The organism is Paenibacillus sp. JT22N7 (assembly GCF_059383875.1).
On record NZ_JBXENY010000001.1, the window covers coordinates 55997 to 78866 of the forward strand.

Here is a 22870-nt window from a genome sequence, read left to right on the forward strand (position 1 = left end):
GTTGTAAAAATACCATTTTTCGACAAATATTCTCATTGACATGAAGGACATCCAAAATCTATGATGAGTATAGCTTGAATTAGCGTTGTCCATTGATGCTGCCGGGGGGGAGTAGAGGATGCAGATGATGCGAAAGCGTTATTTCCCGGCACTTGCCGAATACATACGAAGTGATAAGGAAAGCTCTCTTTATCAAGCAGCAGAGCTAGGCAAAGAGTTAACGGGAATCCAACTTGATGATGTCATTGCGATCCATGAGGATTGCATGCAGACATTAGTATCGAATGTGGACTCGGAAGAAGCAGTCAAATTGTACAATCGTTCGTTCATTTTTTTAATCGAATTTATGGTTGCTTATCGTTTTCATTTGCTGGCGAATCAAACCAATGATCAGAAGTTTACGGAAATGAGGGAAATGCTGCTCCGTTCCAATCGTTCATTTGAAATGGTCAAAAATAAGTATGAAAATGTGCTGCAGCATATGGACAGCGGCATCGCATTGTTTGACAGTGAAGGCATTTTGTCATTCATTAATTTGCAAATGGCGAAGCACCTAGACATTCCCCGCAAAACGCTGGTGGGCTGCAATTTGCCTGAAATTTTGCGGCATCCGCAGCTTAGCCGGTATACCCGGAAAATGATTTTAAGGCTGTACAAGGAAATGCTGCTTAGGCGCATGCGGAGTTATGAGTTTCAGGATAGGGATGGCAATCATTTGCTCGTAACGGTCACCTACGGCGATCAGCTTGAAGGTGATTTTCTATTCAGCGTCAAAGATGTGTCGGAGTATAAGCAGATTGAACAAACGGCATTACAAAATGACAAGCTAGCCATGCTTGGCCGAATTGCGGCTGCCATCGCACATGAAATTCGCAATCCGCTGACGTCGATACGCGGATTTATCCAGCTGCTGCGCCCGTATTTGCTGCAAATGGGCAAGGAGGAATATGCCCGAATCATTTTAGCCGAAATTGATCGTGCGAATGATATTATTTACGAGTTTCTAAACTCGTCCAAGCCGTCAGCTCCATTAAAGAAAGCGTTTTCCATTAATTTACTACTTAAAGAAGTTGCGCTGCTTACGGAGAGCGAGGCGCTTATGCGCAATTGCCAGATCGAGCTGCAGCTCGAAGGGGATGAATATGCGCTCGTCGCTTCGATCGACATGAAGCAGATTAAGCAGGTCATTCTCAACATTGTGAAAAATTCGCTCGATGCGGTAGCGGAGCGGGAAAGCGATGATATCGGCATTATTGAGCTGTCAACGAGAGCTGATGGCTCTTATGTGGAGATTACGATGAAGGATAATGGGAAGGGAATGGATAAGGCGACATTAGCTCGATTATTTGATCCTTTTTTTACGACCAAGGAAGAAGGGACAGGCCTTGGCTTATCCGTCAGTTATCGGATCATCCGCAATCATGGCGGCTCTATTCGCGTCGAAAGCGTCGTAGGAAGCGGCACATCATTCATTATTTATTTGCCATTAGCGGAATAAATGATTAAAATCGGGGGTATGCCCCCCGATTTTTTTTCATCTTTATGGCGGGAGGCGCTAAAAGGAGAGGAATGATTGACCATGAGTACATTATTTACATATGGAACGCCAGGTGCTGAACCAATAGATGCAGTCGTTCGTTTCATTAGCCCGCGTGAGCTTAGCGATGCTTCAGCCGAATGGCTGCTGCCGCAAATTGACCAGGCTATTCGCAGCCTGTCTCTCAAAGGGCTGTTCAAGGGAGAGGCGGAGCAGGCTCACGTCATTCAGACGCTTGGCTTGTATCCTGCTGCCGAGCATGTAATAGTGGTTGGCTATGAGGAGCAATCCGGCGCAGACGGCTTGCGTCTAGCGGCTGCAACAGCGGCCAAAGCCTTGAAGCGCATAAAGGCGCAGTCCATACATGTTTTGCTGCCGCTATCTGCGGTGGAAGCAGAAGGGCTTTCCCAGCAGCAAGCGGCTCAGGCGCTTACTGAAGGGCTGAAGCTGGCGGTGCATGACCGCCTGCCAGAGAAACGCGAAGCGAAGACGCGTTATGCGATCGGTAAAGTGTATTTCTCCATCGCAGGAAATGAAGCGCAAGGTGCTGCATCTAATTCCAGCGAGCAATGGATCGCTGGAATTACACGCGGCGTTGCCTGTGCCGATGGCGTAATCAGCGCCCGTGATTTGACGAATATAGCGGGCAATAAGCTCGTGCCTGAAGGTCTGGCTACTTATGCCGAGGAGCTTGCCCGCCAGTATGATTTTGACATTGAAATTATTGATGAGTGGACAGCAGCCGAGCAGGGCATGGGCGGCTTGCTTGGGGTCGGTCAAGGCAGCATCAACCCGCCGCGTATGATTGTGCTGCATTATAAGGGTGCGCCAGGCGAGCAAGCGGCTTGGGGCTTAATTGGCAAAGGCATCACCTTTGATACAGGCGGCATTTCGCTCAAGCGGGCGCCTGGCATGGAGGAGATGATTGCCGATATGGGCGGCGCAGCGGCAGTGCTTGGCGCAATGCAGGCTGTTGGCGAGCTTAAGCCGGCGGTGAACATTATTGCGGTCATTCCATCGGCGGAAAATATGCCATCGGATCGCGCACTGAAGCCGGGCGATGTCATTACGATGATGAACGGCCTGACGGTGGAAGTGGTGAATACGGATGCCGAAGGCAGGCTGGTGCTTGGCGACGGACTCACGACAGCGATTCGCCGCGGGGCAACGAAGCTGATTGATGTCGCGACGCTGACAGGAGCGGTGTCGGTAGCGCTCGGCTCGCAAGCGACGGGAGCGGTGACGAATCATGATGGGCTCATGCAGCAGGTGCGTGAGGCATCTGAGCGTGCTGGCGAGCGAGTATGGCAGCTTCCGGCTTATCCGGAATACAAGAAGCAAATTCGGAGTGAAGCGGCAGATTTGAAAAACAGCGGCGGCCGTGAAGCGGGCACCATTACGGGCGGCTTGTTCATCGGCGCATTCGCTGAGGATCTGCCATGGGTTCATCTCGATATTGCGGGCGTGTCGTTCCGCGAGTCGGCGAAGACGCTGGAGCCGAAAGGCGGCACAGGCGTTATGGTGCGTACGCTTGTCGAGCTCATGTATGCAAAGGCGTAAAACATAACTAAGCGGGTATCGGCTGATAGCTGGCCAGCAAGAAAATACTTTTAATCAAGGCAACGACCGCAGCAGAGGGCTATCCTCGGCTGCGGTCGTTGCTTCTCTTTTTCCATCTTTCTACATGCCAAAAAAATAAATAGCATAACCTACTACGTAAATGTTACTATATATAAAAAATAAAGCAGTGGATGAGGAGTTTTGAAGCAGCATGAATAACGGAGAAGCGGGCCTTAAAAAAGAAGGTCTGGTCATTTTAATACTTAGCTTTGCTTTAACGTTGGTCGTTATGAATACAATGATGTTTAATCTGGCGCTGCCGGATGTGGAGAAGCAATTTTCCCTCACAGCGATTGCGACCTCATGGATCGTAACGGGTTATTCGATTATGTTCGCGATTGCTTCGATTACGTACAGCAGGCTTTCGGATTTTATACCGATGAAGCTATTGTTTCTCATTGCGCTTTCTTCCCTTGGCGTGGCATCGATTTTAGGCTTTTTCAGCAACAGCTTTATACTGCTAATGGCTGCGCGTCTTATTCAAGCAACGGGAGCAGGAGCGATTGCCGCGCTTGGCATCGTGCTCGTTACACGGTTTATTCCCGCTGACCGCCGCGGCCGGGCGATGGCGCTTATTATGTCCGCAACCTCGCTAGGGCTTGGACTGGGCCCGGTTATCGGCGGTGTGATCGTCGAATATTTGGGCTGGCATTATTTATTTGCGGTTACTGCTATTATGATTTTGCTCATTCCGATGTTCTATAAAATGATTCCGGCTGAAAGCCGCAAAAGCGGCTCGTTCGACGTAGCGGGCGCGCTGCTAATTGGCATTGGAACGACAGGTCTCCTGCTCGCCTTGACGAGCAAAAGCCTGATCGCCTTAATTGTCGGGGTGGTTGCGGTTGCCTTGTTCTGGTGGCGAATCCACAAGGCGAAGGACCCCTTCGTCCAGCCGGATTTGTTCCGCAATAAGCCTTACATGCTGCTCGGCATGCTGGGCGTTACTTCGTACATGAACAACTTTGCTGCATTATTTCTCGTTCCACAGGTGCTCGCTGGCGTGTATCATTTAACGCCTGCCCAGTCCGGCTTAATCGTATTTCCCGGCTCGCTGGCAACGATGGTTGCCTCAAGATATATTGGTAGTACCATTGACCGGCTTGGCAATCGTTTCTTTATCCGTCTGGCTCCGGTCGGCCTATTTGCCGGATCGCTCGCGCTCGCATTCAGCGCTGTACATTCCTATTGGGCAATTCTCATTATCTATATGCTGCTTAGTGTTAGTTTCTCTGCCTTAACGAGCAGCGTGTCTAATGAAATGTCGAGGCTGCTGCCGCAAAAGGAAATTGGAGCGGGAATGGGATTATTCCAGCTTGCCCAGTTTTTCAGTGGCGCTTTGACTGCCGCCTTGATAGGCACCGCCATTGTATGGCAGGCACAGCTGGCTAAATCTGAGGCGTTCAATCATATTTTATGGGGCATGTCCGTTATTGTGCTGGGCACGGTCATCAGTTCGCTGCTATACACACGCAGTGCTGCTCGCCAAGCTTCCCGCCAAGCTGCGTAATACGTGTCGTGAAACCTGTCGCGGATTTCTAATTTTTTATAAAAGAGTTAACGTCTTACAGGGATGAATATATTTATTTTCCAATAAATCTGGATGCGCTAGCAGGGAAGTTAACAACCCATGTTGAATTTACAACTCATGAGGACGGAATAGGGCTGAAAGTGGAGGGTTCGGATGAGCGACTATGTAAGTGCGGACTTGTATCATACCTATATGAACTCCATTTGGGAAGAGACAACAGATGGTATTGTTATTGTCGATTTGCAGCGTATCGTGCTGGATGTCAATCCAGCTTTTGAGCAGATGTACGGCTGGACGAAGGAGGAGCTGGTAGGCAGGAAGCTCCCCGTTGGCCCGGCCCATCTCTATAAGGAGTTTGCCAGGCTGTACGATCAGGTGATTGAGGGCAAGAAGGTAGCCGCAGCAGAATACCCAAAGCTGTGCAAGAACGGCAAGCATCTGCATGTGAGCATTACCTTATCCGCTGTTCGCGACAGCAGCGGCAAGACGACCGGAATCGTTGCTATTGAGCGGGATATTACGAAACGCAAGCAGACCGAGAAGGCGCTTCGGGAGACGGAGCAGCTATACAGCCACCTGACGCAAAATGTGCTAGCCGGCGTTTTTGTGAGGCAGGATCGTAAAATCGTTTATATTAACTCGTATATGTCCGCCATGCTCGGCTACACGAGAGAGGAATTTGTTACGCTGCGTACCGCCGACTACATTGATGCGATTGAGCTGTTCACCATTAAGCGGCAGGTGGCGGAAATTTTGATCAAAAAGCGTGAGCCCCGCTATACCGTTACCGTACGCGGCAAGAAGAAGGATGGCGGCTTCGTCTATTTGGAAGTCAATCTCTCGCTCATTATGTACAAAGGCAGAACGGCGATGCTAGGCTCAGCCAAGGATGTGACCTCATCGGTTGCACTTGAGCGTTCCTTGCGGGAAAGTGCCGAGATGTACCAGCGTGTCATGAAGCTGCTGCCCGAGCCGATTGTGCTTAGCGACCATGGGAAAATTATTTACGCCAACAATTCGGCAATCAAGCTCGTTCAGGCCGATGACAAAAACGAAGTAATTGGACATTCGGTATTTGAATATATTCATTCTGACCATCATGAGGATTCGCTTAGGAAGATGGATCTGATTATGTTTGATGAAGAGCCGAGCCAGTTTGAGGAGCGGCAAATTATTTGCAGGGATGGGCAGACGATAGATGTTGAAATGTCGAGCATCCGCATTAACAACTATATGGGCAAGCGGGTTATTTTAACGGTAATCCGGGATTTGACCGATCGCAAGCGATCTGAGGATATGCTGGTGCGTTCCGAGAAGCTGTCGGTTATTGGCCAGCTTGCTGCGGGCGTTGCCCATGAAATTCGCAATCCGCTAACGGCGCTCAAAGGTTTCACGCAATTGCTCAAAACCAAAAACGAAGGTTATGGCTCCTATCTCGATATTATGTCCAACGAGCTGGATCGAATTAATTTAATCGTAAATGAATTTATGACTTTGGCGAAGCCGCATTTTACCAGATTCAACGATGAGAATTTGGTACATATTTTGCGCGGCGTTATTTCGGTGCTGGAAACACAGGCGATAATGACGAACGTGGATATTGAGACGCAGGTGGAAGACTGCTTAATGATCATTCATGCAGATGCCAATCAGCTCAAGCAGGTATTCATTAATGTCATCAAAAATGCGATCGAGGCAATGCCTGACGGCGGTCGCGTTACGATTGCGATTCGCTCAAACTTTCCTGATAGCGTTTGCTTGACGATTCGCGATGAGGGGATCGGAATGACCGACTCCATTATCGGGAAAATCGGGCAGCCCTTTATTACGACAAAGGAAAAAGGCACGGGCCTTGGGCTGATGATCAGCTCCAGAATTATTGAGGCCCATCATGGTACTCTACATATCGTTAGTCGACATGGCGAAGGCACGGAAGTGCAAATTACGCTGCCGCTGGCTAAGCCTGCAATGACAGAATTAAATTAATTTTGCCCTGTTCCCTCATTTACCTTCATCCCAGTAGCGTATCCATTTTAGAGTGAAAAGCCTTCAGTTTCGCGCCTACCCGCGAAGTGCTGAAGGTTTTTATCTATTTGTCTGCGAAACGGGCAAATTAGACTGATCAGACTTAAATGTTGTTAAATGTACTTAAGATAGAATGAATAAGCAGCAAAAGGAGTGTCACATAGATGAAGGCTCATTTCGCAGATCGCATTAAAATCCCGCCTGGATTTTGGGAAGGATTGCGTCAACTAGGGATCGCCGCCCACGACGCAGCTCGCAAAGCACGGCTGCCGCTCACCATTATTACTGAGCCAGCAGTCACTACCGCCCAATATTACGCGATTTGGCAGGCTTATTCCGAACTTATTGGTGAAACCGCCATAGGGATCATCAAGCTTGCGACTGTCTTTGACACAGCGAAGTATCCACCAACTGTCTTAGCCACTTACCACGCTCGTAATTACCGTGACGCTCTGAACCGCATGGTCCGCTACAAACAGCTATGTCCCCCAGAAAGCTTACAGATTACGGAGGAGGGCGAGCACTGTACAATCGAACTAGGATGGCTGAATACCGAACAACCTGGCCCTTCGATGCTGGTTGGTATTACGCTGGCCTTTCTTCTGGAGCTTGGGCGCCGGGGCACGGGCCAGCCTTTGACGGCGAAGTTCGTCGAATTTTCACACCCAATGGGCGATTTACAAGCCCTTGAAGCTTATTTCGGATGCCCGGTACAGATAGGGGCAAAAGGCAACCGATTGATACTGCATCGAAGCGATCTGGAGCTCCCTTTTGTCACATACAACGAAGAGCTGCTGGAAATTCTGACGCCTGCTTTGGACCGATCGCTCAATGACCAGCAGCGCAGCCGTTCAATGGCCGATACGGTCAAATGGATCATAAAACGCAGCCTCACAGGAGGGCAGGTCGACATTCAGGCAGTGGCGAAGGAAATAAGCATGAGCGATCGTACGCTGCAGCGCCGGCTTACTGAAGAAAACACGAGCTTCAAGCATCTATTGACACAAGCTAGACATGAGCAGGCACGACAGTACTTGGCAAACCCCTCGCTCGTTATTAAAGAAGTGGCTTTCTTGATTGGCTATGAGGACCAGAACTCGTTCTACCGCGCCTTTCGACATTGGGAAGGAGATACGCCCTCCAATTGGCGCAAGAAACAGTTAGGTGCAAACTCGCTATAAGATGGACGGCAACGATGTACTGCGTTTTATGATTTGGCGTATGAAACAAGACCTTTGGCGCAACAGGCTAGTTACTGAGCAGGCCGGACAAGGTAATATAAGTACTATTCCGAGCAATGGACTGTTGGATAAATGACTGCTAATAATCTTGCCAATACGTTAAGTAAATGAAACGGAGAAATGTATGATGGAAATGGGATTAACCAATAAAACAGCTTTAGTTACAGGATCAACGAAAGGCATAGGCAAAGCCATTGCCATGGAACTTGCCAAAGAAGGCGTTCATGTCCTTATTAATGGACGAAATCATGATGAGGTAGAACAAACAGTACGCGAAATAAAGTCGGAATTTCCTGCTACCTCTCCTCAAAATGCTGCAGCTGATATTGTGGATAGTGGGCAAAGGGAAGCTTTATTTGAAAAATATCCCGAAATTGATATTCTGGTTAATAATACGGGCATATATGAAATCATGAAATATGAGGATGTCGACGACGACGTATGGGAAAAATATTTCCGTACGAATGTTCTTGCCGCAAACGGCTTAACAAAATTTTATTTGCCTAAAATGTTGAAAAATAATGATGGCCGCATTATTTTTATTGCAAGTGAAGAAGCCATGATGCCATCTGGACTAATGCCACAGTATGGAATGACAAAGTCCATGCTGTTATCCTTGGCAAAAAGCTTATCTAAATTAACGATAGGAACAGAGGTTACAGTCAATACGATTATGCCCGGACCGACACTTTCTGAAAAAGTGCATCAAATCATCGAGGGCATGTACTCCGATGAAGACATGGCTTTTTCAGAAAAAGAGAAAAAATTTATGGCTGCAAACCTGCCTCAATCGGAAATACAGCGATTTATCAGGCCTGTTGAAATAGGCAGACTAGCTGCATTTGTATGCAGTCCTTATGCATCCGCATTTAAAGGCTCTCCCATCCGTATGGATGGAGGTATGGTGCCGACTATTTTTTAATTTTGTTTACGTGTGTTCGCTGCAACAAAATTCGTGTAAAATAAAACTATTCTTTTGAAAGTGAGCTGAAGATGAATGATGTGGTCGCCACTATTTGAAAATGATGTACCTGTAGTTATTCTCCCTTAACGGTAGAAAACTACAACTCCGTTAAGGGCAGGAATGTTCTGGATAAACGGAGGGTACTCAATGAAAAACACTTGGTTAGGTTCTTTGTATTTAGCGCTCGCTGCCAGCATTTGGGGCGGGATGTATGTTGTAGTCAAGCATGTGGTAGACATTGTGCCACCACTTGAATTAGTATGGATTCGCTATGTCATTGCTTTTTTTGCATTGCTGATTATTGGCGTTGTAACCAAACAATCCTGGCGTATTGAAAGACGAGACATGCTGTTAATACTCCTAATTGGACTTATTGGAAATACAATTTCCATCCTGACTCAAGAAGTGGGTACGATGCTTTCTACAGCACAAATGGGTGCGATTATTACGTCAACGACACCTGCATTCATGGTACTATTTGCACGTATTCTCTTAAAAGAAAAAATAACGTTTAAAAAAGCAATCTCCATTATTTTAGCATCCATCGGTGTCGGCATTATTGTCGGAAAATCCGAAATTGATCCATCTATTCAACTAGGTGGGGTATCCCTGCTTATAGCAGCACTTACATGGGCGCTTATGTCTGTTCTTATTAAACGGGTACCCGGGCAATACTCACAAATTGTCATAACGTGCTATACAACACTAGTAGCCATTGTTTTACTTACACCTTTTACAATAAGCCGGTTGCCTGAGCTTGATTTTCAAGCCATGATGCATCCATCGATTTGGGGCGGCCTTTTGTACTTGGGGGTTATTTCGACAGCATGCGCCTTTTTATTGTGGAATCGTGGACTGCAAATGCTCAATGCTTCAAGTGGCGGATTGTTTTTCTTTTTCCAACCTATTGTCGGCACTTTTCTAGGATGGTTATTGCTAGGCGAGCAAATTGGTTTGTCTTTCTGGATAGGTACGATATTCATTTTTATCGGTGTACTATTCGTTATTCGAGATGAATGAGCATTGAAAAAAAGTTGGTCGGCGTCATTTGCCGATCAGCTTTTTTTTATACATGTCATTTGATCGCTTGACTTGGAGTTAACTCCAGAGGGTAAACTACATTCGAAGGCAATCGTACTTAACCGAAAGCGAGGAACGTTCTAATGGAATATGTGAAACTTGGTAATACGGGCTTGGATGTATCTCGGCTTTGTCTTGGCTGTATGAGCTTTGGTGTAGCAGAACGTTGGGTTCATCCATGGGTGCTTGATGAAGAGCGCAGTCGTCCTATTATAAAAAAAGCGCTGGAGCTGGGAATTAATTTTTTTGATACAGCAAATGTGTATGCAGATGGAACAAGCGAGGAAATCGTTGGACGGGCTCTAAAGGATTATGCGAACCGTGATGAAATTGTGCTCGCAACCAAAGTGCATTTCCGCATGCATGAAGGGCCGAATGGTGCGGGGCTTTCCCGGAAAGCCATTATGAGCGAAATAGACAAGAGCCTTAAGCGATTGGGAACGGATTATGTAGACCTTTATCAAATTCATCGCTGGGACTATAATACGCCTATTGAAGAAACGATGGAAGCTTTGCATGATGTCGTGAAGGCTGGAAAAGCAAGATACATTGGCGCTTCCGCTATGTATGCATGGCAGTTCCAGAAGGCGCTGTATACAGCTGAGAAAAATGGATGGACCAAATTTGTGTCCATGCAAAATCATATGAATCTCATCTACCGTGAAGAGGAAAGGGAGATGCTGCCGCTTTGCAAGGAAGAAAAAATCGGTGTCATTCCTTACAGTCCGCTGGCATCAGGAAGATTGACGCGTGATTGGTCGGAAACGACGCACCGCTCCGAAACCGATCAAGTGCAGAAATCGAAATACGATGCGACTGCGGATACGGATCGATTGATTGTGGAGCGCGTTGCAGCAATCGCTGAAAAACGCGGCGTTCCTCGTGCTCAAATCGCACTTGCCTGGGTAGCGCAAAAGGAACCGGTAACAGGTCCGATTGTCGGCGCTTCGAAAATATCCCATCTCGAGGATGCGGCAGCAGCGCTCTCCATTAAGCTTACAGCTGAAGAAGTTGCGTCGCTGGAGGAGCCGTATGTTCCTCATCCGGTCATTGGCGCCGTATAATAGGAAGATAGGACAAGAACGCCCCGACCAGTCCCTGGGCGTTCTTTATTTTAAATGTGGTGGTGACACGAGCATGTTTATAGCAGAAGTAAGTGAAAAATATGATTTGTCACAGGATACGCTTCGCTACTATGAACGAATTGGGCTTATTCCACGAGTGAACCGCAATAAAAGCGGGCTCAGGGACTACACCGAAGAAGATTGCCGGTGGGTTGAATTTGTTAAGTGTATGCGAGGCGCCGGTCTTCCTGTTGAGGTATTGATTGAGTACGTTGGGCTGTTTCAACAGGGTGATGAGACACAAGAGGCCAGAAAAGAGCTCCTAATCGATCAGCGCAAGCTGCTTAGAGCACGAATGGAAGATATGAAGAAGGTGCTTGAACGCATGGATGATAAGATCGAAAGATACGAGCAGACCATCGTAAAAAAAGAAAAAACACTAAATAGAGCTCAAGATTAGAGCATATAGGCAAACGAGAGTCGGCCTGCTGCTGCTTCTTACTTAACCCTTATGCGGGGCCAATCTCTTCAGATGATTTAAGGCAGGGGGGAGCACAGCAGTCAATTGTTGCAGAGACTGCTGTAGTTGAGGCCGCTGTTGCAGAGAGCACTGTTGCAGAGAGCACTGTTGCAGAGAGCACTGTTGCAGAGAGCGCTGTTGCAGTGACTGCTGTTGCAGAGACCGCTATGGCTGAGGCCACTCTGGCAGAGACTACTCTTGCTGAAGACATGTTGCTCGGACGCTCCAAAATTTTTTGAAGGACTGAGGTTCCGCTATTTGGGCTTTTTCTACAATTTCGGGCTGTAAGCGGACAGGAAATCCGTTATTGCCCTCATTATCCCGTCAAAATGGCTGTTGGCAGCGCATTAGCTGCTGCTGAGTCCGCCAAGTCCATCATCGAGTCGAGTCGAATGATTAGGCCAACCAGAAATTCTTGGTTGGCCTTTTTTCTATGTGCTCTCATTGCCTAATGATCACGTTAGAGCTGCTTGACGGAGCTTCTTGCGATGAGCTCCGCAGGCAGCACGACTTTCCGCCACGGACCGGAGGCGCTGCCATTCTGGATGCGGTCAATGAGCATTTGCATGCCGAGATAGCCGAACTGGTAGGCTTGCTGGGCGACAACGGTAATAAACGGATTAATGTCCGCATAGGGGCCAAAATCGTCAAAGCATACGATGGAAATATCGTCCGGAATACGCAGTCCGCGCTGCTGAAGCAGGCGTATGAGTTCTATGGCGATGACGTTGTTTCCGGCAATGATGGCGGTCGGCAGCGGGTTTATGCTGTCGATCCAGGCATTCATGGCGGACAGATCATTTTGCGGGCCAAAGCTGGTCTCGAATAAATATTCCGGCTCATATTCCAGTCCATTAAGCTGGAGCGCCTCTCTGTAGCCTTGCAGGCGAAGGCGGGCGCTGGAGCTGGAAAGCGAGCCGTTCACCATCATAATCCGCGTATGCCCCAGCCCGACAAGATGATCGACGAGCTGGCGGGCGCCTTCCTTGCTGTCCCCAAGGACGATGTCGCATTCAATGCCCGGTACTTCGCGGTCAATCAGCACGAACGGAGTCTGATGATGGAGCAGCGACTCCAGATTGGACAAGGATGGGTCGCCGGTCGGCGCCATCATCACGCCGTCGACCCGCGTCGTCAAAATCGTATGGATATAATCCGATTCCTTGGCCAAATTTTCATCGCTGTTGCCGAACAGCAGCTTGTAGCCATTTTTCGTAGCGGCATCTTCTGCTCCGCGTGACAGCGTCGTATAAAACGGATTCGTAATATCGGCTATAAGCAAAAACAGCAGGCGGGTATGCTGAAGCACCAGACTTCTCGCCATCTGGTTCGGCACATAGTGCATTTCCTCCATCACTTTCTTAACCTTTGCCCGCGTTTTGTCGCTTATTCTGCCTGTGTTATTGATAACTCGCGATACGGTCATCGCTGAAACGCCGGATCGCTGAGCGATATCGTAAATCGTAACCATGCGGCTTGCTCCTTATCTATTTCGTCCCACTCGTTTGCTATCTTACCATCTTACAAAAGTGAGCCATTGACAGCAACCCTCAAGCTTGATAAATTAGAGTTATCGGTAACTCTATACTAACTCAAACAGCTGGTTATGCACTTTATTTTAAAATATAAGAAATTATAAGTTTCACTCTTATAATTTCTTATATTTCATCGCGAAACGGAAGCTTTGCCGCCAGAGGACGGCAAAAGCCGTTTACGCTTGAATTGGAGGGATAATAGTGACACAAGAAAAGCATCGTTTTGAAAGCGGTTTCCCTAAAATAGGTATTCGTCCTACGATCGATGGACGCCGTAAAGGCGTTCGCGAATCGCTCGAAGAACAGACGATGAATATGGCAAAATCGGTAGCTGCGCTCATTGGCGAGCATTTGCGTTATCCGAACGGCGAGCCAGTTGAATGCGTCATTGCGGACAGCTGTATCGGCGGTGTAGCGGAAGCGGCAGCTTGCGCGGACAAATTTTCCCGCGAGCGCGTAGGCGTATCCATCACCGTAACGCCATGCTGGTGTTATGGCACCGAGACGATGGATATGGACCCGTCCATTCCGAAAGCGGTATGGGGCTTTAACGGCACAGAGCGCCCAGGCGCTGTATATTTGGCGGCTGTACTGTCCGGCTATGCACAGAAGGGTCTTCCGGCATTCGGTATTTATGGCGAGGAAGTACAGGACTCAGGCGACACGAGCATTCCTGAAGATGTGAAAGGCAAGCTGCTGGGCTTCGCGAAAGCGGGACTTGTTGTAGCTTACATGCGCGGCAAATCGTATTTGTCGATGGGCTCCGTATCGATGGGAATCGCGGGCTCGATCGTAAGCGATGCTTTTTTCCAGGAATATTTGGGCATGCGTACCGAGTATGTGGATATGTCGGAATTCGTCCGCCGCTTCGAAGAGGAAATTTATGATGGCGAAGAATTTGCCCGCGCGCTGGCATGGGTGAAGGAAAACTGCCCGGAGGGCGCAGACAACAACCCAGCGCAAATCCAGACCTCCAGAGAGCAGAAGGACAAGGATTGGGAAACCGTTGTGAAAATGACGATGATTGCCCGTGACCTGATGGTCGGCAACCCGCGTCTTGCGGAGCTTGGCTTCGGGGAAGAGGCGATGGGCCACAATGCGATCGTATCCGGCTTCCAAGGGCAGCGCCAATGGACGGATCATTTTCCAAATGGCGATTTTATGGAAACGCTGCTTAACTCCTCGTTCGACTGGAACGGCATCCGCGCACCTTACATGGTAGCAACGGAAAATGACAGCTTGAACGGCGTTGCGATGCTGTTCGGTAATTTGCTGACGAATACGGCGCAAATTTTCGCCGATGTGCGGACATATTGGAGTCCAGATTCGGTGCAGCGCGTAACGGGACATAAGCTGGAAGGGCACGCAGCGGGCGGCATTTTGCACCTGATCAACTCCGGCTCGGCGACGCTTGACGGCACGGGTGAGCAGCAGCTTGCTGGCAAGCCAGCACTTAAGCCGCATTGGGAAATTTCCGAGCAGGAGGCGGCGGATTGCCTGAAGGCAACGTCGTGGCGTCCGGCATCAGTTGAATATTTCCGCGGCGGCGGTTATTCCTCCGACTATTTGACACGCGGGGGCATGCCGATGACGATGTCCCGGATCAATTTGGTGAAGGGCATTGGCCCCGTTCTACAAATTGCCGAAGGTTATTCGGTTGATCTGCCAGAAGACGTGCATGATGTGCTCGACAAGCGGACAGATCCGACTTGGCCGACGACGTGGTTCGCTCCGATTTTGACAGGCAGCGGCGCGTTCCGCAGCGTTTATGAAGTGATGGACCAATGGGGTGCGAATCACGGCTCTATCAGCTACGGGCATATTGGCGCGGATTTGATTACACTTGCGTCGATGCTGCGTATTCCAGTCAATATGCACAATGTGGCAGAAGAAAAGCTGTTCCGTCCACGCGCTTGGGGCCTGTTCGGCACGAGCAATGCGGAAAGCGCAGATTACCGGGCTTGCGACAACTTTGGGCCGTTGTATAAATAATAACCATTTGACAAGCTGCCGTTCCAATTTTTTGGGGCGGCAGCTTCATGGGTTCAATAACATAGAGGAGGAAGAGAGAATTGAGCAGCTTGGAAATTAGAGAGGAACTATGTAAATACGCAAAAAAGACGGTCGCGAACCGTTTGGTAGTTGGCCCAGGCGGCAACATTAGCGCGAAGCATGAGGGCAAAATGTATTTGTCCCCAAGCGGTTTTGCCCTTGATGAAATTGAGCCGGAGCAGTGGGTAGAGGTCGATATTGAGACGGGAGCTGTAACGGATACAGGCTTCCGTCCGTCTTCTGAGGTGCTGATGCATCTTTATGCTTACCGTGCGAATTCGAACATCGGAGCGATCGTGCATACGCACCCGCCTTATTGCATCGCCTTTACACTTGTGGAGCAGGAGCTGCCGATTATGTTCCCCGATCAGGCGGCGCTAGTAGGCAAGACGGTATATATTCCGTATGTACTGCCTACTACAGACAAGCTTGCAGATGCGCTAGTTGAAAAAGTAAATGCTGCGAGCTCAATATTGCTAGGCAATCATGGACTCGTAACGACAGGGCGCAATCTGCGCGAAGCCTATTATCGTACGGAAGTGGTAGAAGAAAGCGCAAAAATTTTCCTGATCGCCAAAGCGATTAAGGAGCCAAAAGTGCTGACGAAGGAAGAATTTGAAGAAATCGCATCGCTGGAGAGCGAGGCCTACCGCATCCAGCTGCTGCAAAAAATGCAGTAGTTTTGCGTTGAATCCGCTAGGAAGAGGAGGAATGCAGGGATGGCAAATGCAGCGAAAATGGCGGCGACGGTCCTTGCCTTTGATCTGGGCGCAAGCAGCGGCAGGGCGCTGATCGGCAAGCTTGCTGCAAGTGCAGAGGGCGGCCGCAAGCTTGAGGTGACTGAGCTTCATCGTTTTCCCAACTATGCGGTACAAGTAGGGCAGCATCTGCACTGGGATATTTTGCGACTGCTGCAGGAGATGAAGGTTGCCATTCGCAAAGCGTTCCAACAGGGCTATCAGCCGTCCACCTTTGGCGTGGATACATGGGGAGTGGACTTTGGACTGCTGGATTCGCAAGGCGAGCTGCTGGGCAATCCCTATCATTACCGAGACCCGCAGACAGAAGGCTTGGTCGAAGAGGTGGAGCAGCTGCTGAGCCGCGAGGAGCAATACCAGCAGGGCGGGCTCCAGTTTATGCCCTTTAATACGATTTATCAGCTGTATGCGATGAGCAAGGCAGGCTCGCCGAAGCTGGCGGCCGCCGAGACGCTGCTGCTGACGCCGGATTTGCTCGTTTATTTTTTGACGGGCAAGAAGGTATGCGAATTTACGATGGCGACTACGACGCAGCTGTTTCATCCAGAGCGGCAGCAGTGGAATGAGCCGCTTATGCAGCAGCTCGGCATTCCAGCGAAGCTGTTCCTTGCGCCGATTCATCCGGGACAGCGCATTGGGCCGCTAACAGCGGAAGTATGCGAAGAGCTGGCTGTACCGCCGATTGAAGCGATTGCCGTAGGCACGCATGATACGGAATCAGCGGTTGCTGCTGTGCCAGCGGCAGGCGGGAAAGCTTTTGCCTATTTGGTGTGCGGCACTTGGTCGCTGCTCGGCACTGAGCTAGCGCGTCCGCTGCTGACGCCAGAAGCGCTTGCGCTCGATTTTTCCAATGAAGGCGGAGTCGGCGGAACCTACCAGCTGCTCAAAAACATTATGGGCCTGTGGATTTTGCAGGAATGCCACCGTGAATGGGAGGCGCAAGGGCAAGAGCTGTCATTCGCACAGCTTGCGGCCGAAGCGGAGCAGGCGGAACCTTTCCGCAGCCTGATCCATCCGGATGATCTGCGTTTTTACAGCCCTTCGGGCATGATTCGAAATGTGCAGCAGTATTGCGAGGAGACAGGGCAGCTTGTGCCGCAGTCGCGGGGCGAAATAGCGAGATGCATTCTCGAAAGTCTGGCGCTGAAATACCGTTACGCGCTGGCGCAAATGGAGCAGCTGACCGGAGAGGCTTATTCGGGCCTGCACATGGTTGGCGGCGGTATACAGAACAAGCTGCTCTGCCGCTTTACGGCGAATGCAATTGGCCGCTCGGTATGGGCAGGCCCGGTCGAAGCGAGCGCCATCGGCAATATGCTCGTTCAGCTCATTGCCCAAGGGGAATGTGCGGATTTGCAGGAGGCGCGGCAGCTGTCGGCGGCATCGTTCGAGGTGGATACCTATGAGCCGGCGCAAGCGGAGCAGCAAGTATGGGAGCGGGCTTACGAGGCTTACCTGCGGTTAGTCGCTTTGCAGGCGAAGTCTTAAATTTTAATCTTACTTAAGGAAGTGTTTGAGGTGCTGCATGGCATATCCAAATTGATTTCACCGGAGCTTCTGAAAATATTAATGGAAATGGGACACAGCGACGAAATCGTGCTGGCCGACGGCAATTTCCCCGTCATGAGCCACGCGCAGCGCGTTGTTCGGGCAGACGGCCACGGCATTCCTGAGCTGCTGGAAGCGATATTGCCGCTGTTTCCACTGGATCAATATGTGGAGCGTCCGGCGGCGCTCATGCAGGTTGTTCCTGGCGATACCGTCCAAACGCCAATCTGGGAGCAGTATCAGCTCATCATTGAGCAGCACACGCCAGTACGCGAGAAGCCTGAGGAAGTGGAACGCTTTGCTTTTTATGAGCGGGCGAAGAAGGCTTATGCGATTGTGGCAACTGGCGAGCAGGCGCTGTATGCGAACATTATTTTGAAAAAAGGCGTTATTAAATAGCCTATTCAGACGTTAATACGGCACGGGAATGGTTCGTTACATTCCCGTGCCGTTTTTTGTTGGGAAATTAGCTATAATTAATGATAAGTAGGGGCAAGTTTTTTAATTATTTTTCTTGAGTCAGCATGATTGAAGGGCAGGGGGCGAAATTTTGATTGGAGAGAAGAAGGTTAAGCGGATTGAAAGTGTTCGTGGTCTTATTCAAGAAATGCTCTTAAATATAGGGGAGACTGGCTATAAAAATAAAACCGGGGTACATCTTTATGGGGTATCAAATTTCGCTTCGATGCTTGCTATGAGAAGAGGACAAGATCCGGAAATCGCCGGGATCGCCGGGTTGCTTCACGGTTATTATTTCTATAGAACCGGCATTAAAAACTTCCTTGGTCCAAACAGTGCAGATGCGGTAAGACCTATACTGCGCAGCACACAGCTCTTTTCTGACGAAGAGCAGCATGTCATTCTTCGAGCGATCTTTTATCAAGAAGCTATACATCGAACGCAGGACCCATACGAGGAAATAATTAAAGATGCTATATTATTGCAGATGTACTTTCAGCATACAGGTAACTATTCATCCAAGGCGGTTATACATAGACTGCAAAATGTGTTTATAGAACTGGGGATTCCTGATGAGTATGCAGGGGCGGAAGCTAACGTCGACACGGAAACGATAGAGACTAATGCGGAAGACAGACGACTTAGGCTGGCAGATTTTTCGGAAATTTTTGCAGGGCAAAATATTATTGGCATCCCGGAGGATGAACGCTACCGGGAAATTTGCAAGTATTGGCCGGACACGGATATCTATAAAGTGCTGGAAGGGAATTGGTGTGCTGCATTCGTTTACTACTGCTGTATGGCGGTGGGGATACGACTGCCCATTCGCTATCCGAATCGCATGTATCGATTAGCTGGAGTTGGCGCATGGTTGGATTGGGCCCAACTGCCTGAAACGGGGTTTTTCTATCGAGATAAACAAGATGGATTTAATCCAGAGCGTGGGGATATCGTTATTTATGAGAAGCTTTTAAGCGATCACTCTCACGATCATATCGGAATTGTTATAGCTTGTGAGGACGACAGAATTAGGGTTGCAGAAGGTAACCAAGACAATAAAAACGGCTCCGGTGTTTTATATAGGGATAGAGACCATTGTATTTTCGGATATATCCGTATAAACAACGGTTATTTTTTTAATTTTGATGGGGAATATAAGCCTATCCGTTAATTTAAAATGTAGGTCACATAGTTATTCAACAAATAGTTAAGTTCAATATTCTAAATAAAGAGCCATCCCGCGAAAGATGGCTCTAAAACTTGCCGTTACAGACAGTGCGGAGAACCGTATCACAAATAGTGGTAAAGCGGAACTCACCAAAGGAGCGAACAGGTAATTGTCTATTGGCTCTTTGGTTGGGAAGCTCATTCCCAAGTGAACTAGTTTGATCCATATAAGAGTTTAAAGACTTCATCGCTGCCAATAAGGCTCTCTGCCAGTTGAGCTAAACTGCACGGTATTGGTGTTAATAAAATTCATTTTGGGTGTATTAGGTGAATTTCCATATAAGTTGTACACTTCCCGCACTACTTGCCATCCTCTTTAGGTGTGACTAAGAAACGAGTCCCGTCAATCTTCTTCCGTAACCATAGATTTCACATTTGGCTTAGCATTTAAGCCAAAATACATTATTTTTACGACGATACACAAAAGGGACAATACTACAAAAAGTAAACCGCTCCAAACGACTTCTCCTACTCCCAATCGTGATATAAACCAACCACCTATAGCCGCACCCATCGTGACGCCTAGGTTTGAAAAAGACACATATAAACTGTTAGCAAATTCCGGGGCTTCTGAAGCTTCCGATGTCAGCCAAATTTGACTTACAATAAGTCCACTAGTATGAACAGCTCCCCACACAATGATAATCCCACTTATGAGAATAAGGGGTATTTCCACATAATAAAGAAGTAAATAGCATATTCCTAAAGCGACAGGATAAAGCAGCACTGTTTTCAACATACGATGGCTTAATAGCTTTCCAGCATACCAATTTCCTGCCACACCGCTAATTCCGAAAATCACAAGCATCACGCTAATAAGTTTCCCACTCATGTCAGACCTCTGTCCTAAATATTCCGCAAAATAACTATATACAGAAAACATAGCAGCAAATATGAAGCAAGCAGCACCGCTATTTAACCATAAAGCGGGTTTTCGTAATATCGCAAGCTGTCTTCCAAAAGAGGTTTTCTCCTTCCCCGACATGGTTGGAACCATTACTCCTATTCCAACACACGCAACGACATTCACAAGGGCAGAAAATAAAAATGAGGTACCAAGTGAAAATTGATTGGCAATATAGGAAGTGAGCGGGATTCCGAGCACCATGCCCATGCTTACCCCAAGAAATACCTTTGCACTAGCCTTCGCGGCTTCCTCCTTTACTGATAATTCAGTGGCTAGTACAAAAGCAATGGAGAAATAAACCGGATGAAAGAAAGCTGGAATCATTCGGAGAGCCATAAGCATATAAAAATTCGGAGCAAAAACTGACATCAAATTGGAAGCGGCAAAAATAATCAGAATGCCAATCAATGTAGTTTTACGATTTAATCTTGACAGGAACAGCGTCATCCATGGACCAAAAAGGGCAATAATAAGTGCAAACGAACTAACAAGCATTCCAGCTAGTCCTGCGGTAACGTTATACTTCTCCATGACCATTGGCAAAATTCCGACTACACCAAGTTCGGTATTTATAATGCCAAATATACCTAGTGCAATAAAAAATAGTGGACTGATTCTGTTCATGATTCTTTTCTCCTTATAACACAATCTTTTTTCTTATTTCTATATATCTATAATTGTAGATATATAGAATCAAAAAATAAGCAGGTAACCCTATAATTGTGGCTACCTACATTTTATTCTTGATATAGTCGGCAAATTTACGAATGGTTTCTTCATTTCTCCGATAATAGGTCCACTGTCCAAATCGCCTTGATTCTAAAAGTTCAGCTTTCTTCATGATCATTAAATAGCTGGAAATCACCGATTGTGCCAATCCCGTTTTTTCCTGAATGCTTCCTACACAAATCCCTCCTTTAAAGTCAGCATCCGTTGGTAAATACAATTGCGGTCCAAAATTTTCATCCGGCTTTTTTAACCATTCCAAAATTTTCACACGGGTGTCATTAGACAAAGCTTTAAAGATCATCATGGTTTCCATAGCATCATTATATCTAATTATATAGATATGTCAATTTTTATATGCAATAATTTCAGTTCCGACGAATAGGTGATGAAAGGCTCGAATCGGACGCACCTTCTATGGATCGTCCATTCATTTCTCGGCATTTCGTCGCCACGCAGCTTCACACGTGAGATGGCCGCCGATGGCAGGCGGCTCTAACGCTCTCGGCTTACTTCGCCAATGTCCTACATAAATATCAGTCGGAGTGGGCTGCACTTGACAGTGGCTAAGTAATTGTCCTAGTCAAGTTGTCGAAGGCTGCGAACCAGTCGGTTGTGATGATGCTTCCGATGTAACCGTCTGGCCGGATTAGAACCAACGCGTCGCCAGTAACGCCGTAGATGCTGGTCAGCTTGACGTCGGTGTCGTTGAGGCCATTGTGATCGACTTCGCGGCTGCTATTGACGGTGTAACGGTGCAAATCGGCGCCGCCGTTTGGCCAGCTCAACTCGGGAAGTGCCTTGGCGGCGTTCACGCCGAAGGCCAGCATGGTAAAGTGTGGTCCCTGATAGACGTCGAACAGACGTCGTATCCCGCCGGGGCCGTTGCAGGGCGCGTCCGGTGCACGATCACCGACATGCAGGGTTTTGGTGGCTGGCGCGTCGGCAGGGGCGAGCGGTCCGCGATGGTATGAAAGTCCGAGCTGCCGCTCCTCGTCTCCGCGCTTGAGGGTCGAGAGACGTTGCTGGTCAAGCCGGGAGTACAACTCGCTGGACTTGCCGAGGACGCGTGCTGCAACGGGCTGACGCTCAGCCTCATAGCTGTCGAGGAGGCTGTCGGGAGCGCCGGCGATGACCTGAGCGAGTTTCCAGCCGAGATTGTAGGCGTCCTGCACACCAGTGTTGAGGCCCTGCGCACCAGCTGGGGTGTGGACGTGGGCGGCATCGCCTGCGAGAAAGACGTTGCCCGCCCGGTAGTGCTCGGCGAGCCGGACGTTTGGCCGGAACACCGAGGTCCAGGTGATGCTGTGGAGCCGGAAACCGGTGAGCTTATGGAACTGGGCGGCCAGGGCGGCTTCGTCGAGGTCAGGCGTCTCGTCTGGTGTCAGCCGGATCATGACCTGGAACTGGTCGGAGTGGGGCAGCGGGCATGCTCCGACAAACTTGCCGTGCGTCCGTGGCCACATATGCCACCGGTTGCGTGACAGTCCGTCGATCATGCAGTCGATGATAAGCGTACGGTCGGAGTCGGCGGTCTCTCCGATAAACCGAATTCCAGAGGCCTTGCGGACCGTGCTCGAGCCGCCGTCGGCCCCGACCAGATACCTGCTGCGGACCTTCTCTCCCGTTGAGAGAGTCGTCGTCACTCCATCGGCATCTTGTTCGAAACCCACCACTGCTGTGTCGAACTCGATGCCCAGCCCGAGGCGATCGAGCAGGCGGTGCAAGATGGCATCGGTGCGGTGCTGCTGCAGCAGCAGGATGTTCGGATACGGCACGTTGGGTGTCGGCCTGTTCCGCTGCTGCATCCGCCACGGCACAGTGATGGGTCCGAAATGAAGACCCGCGAGCGGGTAAGGGCTGCCTTCCGCGAGAGCCTCACCCAGAATGCCGAGGTCTTCGAACACCTCCAGAGTTCGCGGCTGGACCCCCTTGGCACGGGAGCCCTTGAAGGCATGTGGTGCTTTGTCGACCAGTCGGACACGAAGGCCGCGCCGCAGAAGGTCGGCCGCTAGCGTGGAGCCGGTCGGGCCGGCTCCGGCGATGAGTACGTCAACGTTCATATATATTCCTCCATTA

General features: G+C 49.1%; 19 protein-coding genes. 14 read left to right on the plus strand and 5 right to left on the minus strand.

All coding sequences use genetic code 11. The features are described 5' to 3' along the window. The first annotated feature begins 118 nt into the window (after positions 1-118). The 9 genes from AC50Y5_RS00260 (at position 119) to AC50Y5_RS00300 (ending at position 11519) form a co-directional block, all read left to right on the plus strand. A complete protein-coding gene (locus AC50Y5_RS00260; RefSeq protein ID WP_056043177.1) occupies positions 119-1498 on the plus strand; it encodes an ATP-binding protein in 1380 nt (459 codons plus the stop codon). Positions 1499-1579: 81 nt separating this feature from the next. Continuing rightward, on the plus strand, positions 1580-3097 hold the full coding sequence (locus tag AC50Y5_RS00265) for a leucyl aminopeptidase (RefSeq protein WP_494858738.1): 1518 nt from the start codon (positions 1580-1582) through the stop codon (positions 3095-3097). Between the two features lie 211 nt (positions 3098-3308). Continuing rightward, complete coding sequence (locus AC50Y5_RS00270; RefSeq protein ID WP_494857666.1) at positions 3309-4664, plus strand: MFS transporter; 1356 nt, start codon at positions 3309-3311, stop codon at positions 4662-4664. A gap of 174 nt (positions 4665-4838) precedes the next feature. Continuing rightward, positions 4839-6671, plus strand: a complete 1833-nt coding sequence (locus tag AC50Y5_RS00275) for a PAS domain S-box protein (RefSeq protein ID WP_494857668.1) — start codon at positions 4839-4841, stop codon at positions 6669-6671. 203 nt (positions 6672-6874) lie between these two features. Next, positions 6875-7891: an AraC family transcriptional regulator gene (locus AC50Y5_RS00280; protein WP_494857670.1), complete on the plus strand. Its 1017-nt coding sequence runs from the start codon at positions 6875-6877 to the stop codon at positions 7889-7891. Between the two features lie 187 nt (positions 7892-8078). After that, positions 8079-8873 (plus strand): SDR family NAD(P)-dependent oxidoreductase, encoded by a 795-nt coding sequence (locus AC50Y5_RS00285; protein ID WP_494858740.1) that lies wholly within the window; start codon positions 8079-8081, stop codon positions 8871-8873. A gap of 189 nt (positions 8874-9062) precedes the next feature. Next, complete coding sequence (locus tag AC50Y5_RS00290; RefSeq protein ID WP_494857672.1) at positions 9063-9935, plus strand: DMT family transporter; 873 nt, start codon at positions 9063-9065, stop codon at positions 9933-9935. Positions 9936-10078: 143 nt separating this feature from the next. Next, positions 10079-11059, plus strand: a complete 981-nt coding sequence (locus tag AC50Y5_RS00295) for an aldo/keto reductase (protein ID WP_494857674.1) — start codon at positions 10079-10081, stop codon at positions 11057-11059. A 73-nt stretch (positions 11060-11132) separates the two neighbouring features. Continuing rightward, the gene (locus AC50Y5_RS00300) at positions 11133-11519 is read left to right on the plus strand and encodes a MerR family transcriptional regulator (RefSeq protein ID WP_494857676.1); all 387 of its coding nucleotides are present in this window, start codon (positions 11133-11135) and stop codon (positions 11517-11519) included. Positions 11520-11895: 376 nt separating this feature from the next. On the opposite strand, the gene AC50Y5_RS00305 is transcribed toward AC50Y5_RS00300, so the two are convergent. After that, a complete protein-coding gene (locus tag AC50Y5_RS00305; protein ID WP_494857678.1) occupies positions 11896-12024 on the minus strand; it encodes a hypothetical protein in 129 nt (42 codons plus the stop codon). Between the two features lie 15 nt (positions 12025-12039). After that, positions 12040-13050 carry a LacI family DNA-binding transcriptional regulator gene (locus AC50Y5_RS00310; RefSeq protein WP_494857681.1) on the minus strand — a complete coding sequence of 337 codons (1011 nt, stop codon included), beginning with the start codon at positions 13048-13050 and terminating at the stop codon, positions 12040-12042. A 265-nt stretch (positions 13051-13315) separates the two neighbouring features. On the opposite strand from AC50Y5_RS00310, the gene AC50Y5_RS00315 reads away from it, so the two are divergent. The 5 genes from AC50Y5_RS00315 to AC50Y5_RS00335 all read left to right on the plus strand — a co-directional run bounded on the left by AC50Y5_RS00315 (position 13316) and on the right by AC50Y5_RS00335 (position 19102). Further along, positions 13316-15106, plus strand: coding sequence for an L-fucose isomerase (locus AC50Y5_RS00315; protein WP_494857683.1), 1791 nt, complete (start codon positions 13316-13318; stop codon positions 15104-15106). Between the two features lie 80 nt (positions 15107-15186). Beyond that, positions 15187-15846: a class II aldolase/adducin family protein gene (locus AC50Y5_RS00320; RefSeq protein WP_056043212.1), complete on the plus strand. Its 660-nt coding sequence runs from the start codon at positions 15187-15189 to the stop codon at positions 15844-15846. A gap of 39 nt (positions 15847-15885) precedes the next feature. Next, positions 15886-17412 carry a rhamnulokinase gene (locus AC50Y5_RS00325; protein ID WP_494857686.1) on the plus strand — a complete coding sequence of 509 codons (1527 nt, stop codon included), beginning with the start codon at positions 15886-15888 and terminating at the stop codon, positions 17410-17412. Positions 17413-17442: 30 nt separating this feature from the next. Further along, positions 17443-17871, plus strand: coding sequence for an L-fucose mutarotase (gene fucU, locus AC50Y5_RS00330; RefSeq protein ID WP_056043218.1), 429 nt, complete (start codon positions 17443-17445; stop codon positions 17869-17871). A gap of 151 nt (positions 17872-18022) precedes the next feature. After that, positions 18023-19102: a CHAP domain-containing protein gene (locus tag AC50Y5_RS00335; protein WP_494857691.1), complete on the plus strand. Its 1080-nt coding sequence runs from the start codon at positions 18023-18025 to the stop codon at positions 19100-19102. 399 nt (positions 19103-19501) lie between these two features. Here AC50Y5_RS00335 and AC50Y5_RS00340 read toward each other — a convergent pair whose 3' ends face one another. The 3 genes from AC50Y5_RS00340 to AC50Y5_RS00350 all read right to left on the minus strand — a co-directional run bounded on the left by AC50Y5_RS00340 (position 19502) and on the right by AC50Y5_RS00350 (position 22854). Next, the gene (locus AC50Y5_RS00340; protein WP_494857693.1) at positions 19502-20689 is read right to left on the minus strand and encodes an MFS transporter; all 1188 of its coding nucleotides are present in this window, start codon (positions 20687-20689) and stop codon (positions 19502-19504) included. Between the two features lie 106 nt (positions 20690-20795). Continuing rightward, entirely contained in the window at positions 20796-21107 is a 312-nt protein-coding gene (locus AC50Y5_RS00345) for an ArsR/SmtB family transcription factor (protein ID WP_056043224.1), read from the minus strand. Positions 21108-21357: 250 nt separating this feature from the next. Continuing rightward, complete coding sequence (locus AC50Y5_RS00350) at positions 21358-22854, minus strand: FAD-dependent monooxygenase (protein ID WP_494857695.1); 1497 nt, start codon at positions 22852-22854, stop codon at positions 21358-21360. Positions 22855-22870 lie beyond the last annotated feature (16 nt).